This is a genomic window from Pseudomonas sp. NPDC090592 (assembly GCF_044769185.1).
In the GTDB taxonomy this organism is placed as follows: Bacteria; Pseudomonadota; Gammaproteobacteria; order Pseudomonadales; family Pseudomonadaceae; genus Aquipseudomonas.
Genome location: NZ_JBIVXJ010000068.1, coordinates 1 through 1,272, shown reverse-complemented (window position 1 = coordinate 1,272; position 1,272 = coordinate 1). Strand labels below are relative to the sequence as shown.

The following is a 1,272-nucleotide window of genomic DNA, read 5'->3' as shown; positions in this document are numbered from 1 at the left end:
CTGGAGAAAATCTTCCACAGCACCTGGATCTGGGTCGCCCACGAGAGCGAAGTGCCCGACGCCGGCAGCTACAAGACCACCTACATCGGCAAGCAGCCGGTGATCGTGGTACGCGACCGCAAGAAAGGCATCAACGTGTTGCTCAATCGTTGCCGCCACCGCGGCGCCACGGTCTGCGAGCACAAGAAAGGCAAGACCAACAGCTTTGTCTGCCCTTACCACGGCTGGGGCTACGCCCTGGACGGCTCGCTGCGCGGCATCCCGCACCCGGAAAGCTACGGCGACTGCATCGACAAGGCCGAGCTGCCCCTGGTCAGCCTGCGCACCGAAAGCTACGCCGGCATGGTCTTCGCCACCTTCAAGGACGATATCGAGCCGCTGCAGGACTTCCTCGGCGCGGCCAAGAAGTGGATGGACCTGTTCATGAAACAGGGCGCCGGCTACGGCATCAAGGTGCCGGGCGAGCACCGTTTCCGCTTCCCCGGCAACTGGAAGATCCAGCTCGAAAACACCACCGACGCCTATCACTTCCCGCTCGTGCACAAGAGCTTCCTGTCCTCGGTCGACGAGCAGACCCTGGAGCTGTTCGACTTCGTCAAGGGCCCCGGCTACGTCGAAGACCTGGGCAACGGCCACAGCGTGATGGTGATGATCCCCGAGCTGGTCGATCTGGAAGCGGATCTCGACAAACCGATACCCGAGCGTTTCGAAGCCCTGGCCGCCGAACTGCGCGACGAGGGCATCGAGGAGCAGCAGGTGCGCCGCATCGTCCGTGCCGTCGGCGGTTCGGGCTTCAACCTCAACCTGTTCCCCAACGTCGCCTGCTCGATGGCGTTCTTCCGTGTGCTGCAGCCGATCTCGGTGACCGAGACCGAGATCCACCATTCGGTGATCACCATGGACGGTGGCCCGGCTGCGGCCAACCGCTACCGCCTGCGCCTGCACGAGCACTTCCAGGGCCCGATGGGCTTCGGTACCCCGGACGACTCCGAGGCCTGGGAGCGCGTGCAGAAAGGTGCCAGCGCCGGCGAGAACCTGTGGATCATGCTCAACCGCGGCCTGCCCGGCGAGAAACCCACGCCCGATGGCCTGGTGTCCGACGTCAGTGCCGAGACCGGCATGCGTGCGGCGTACCAGCAGTGGAAGAAAATGATGACCGCGGAGGCCAAATGATGAACCTGAATCTGTTCAATGAAGTGACCGCATTCATCTGGCAGGAAGGCGACATGCTCGACCACGGCGAGTACGACACCTGGCTGAAGCTGTGGACCG

The 1,272-nt window shown here is 63.5% G+C and carries 1 protein-coding gene; it reads left to right on the top strand.

Annotated elements, in window-relative coordinates; translation table 11 throughout:
* A partial coding sequence (locus ACIQUI_RS28415) for a Rieske 2Fe-2S domain-containing protein (protein ID WP_403204407.1) occupies window positions 1–1,173 on the top strand: 1,173 nt, incomplete at its 5' end.
* Between the last annotated feature and the right edge of the window lie 99 nt (window positions 1,174–1,272).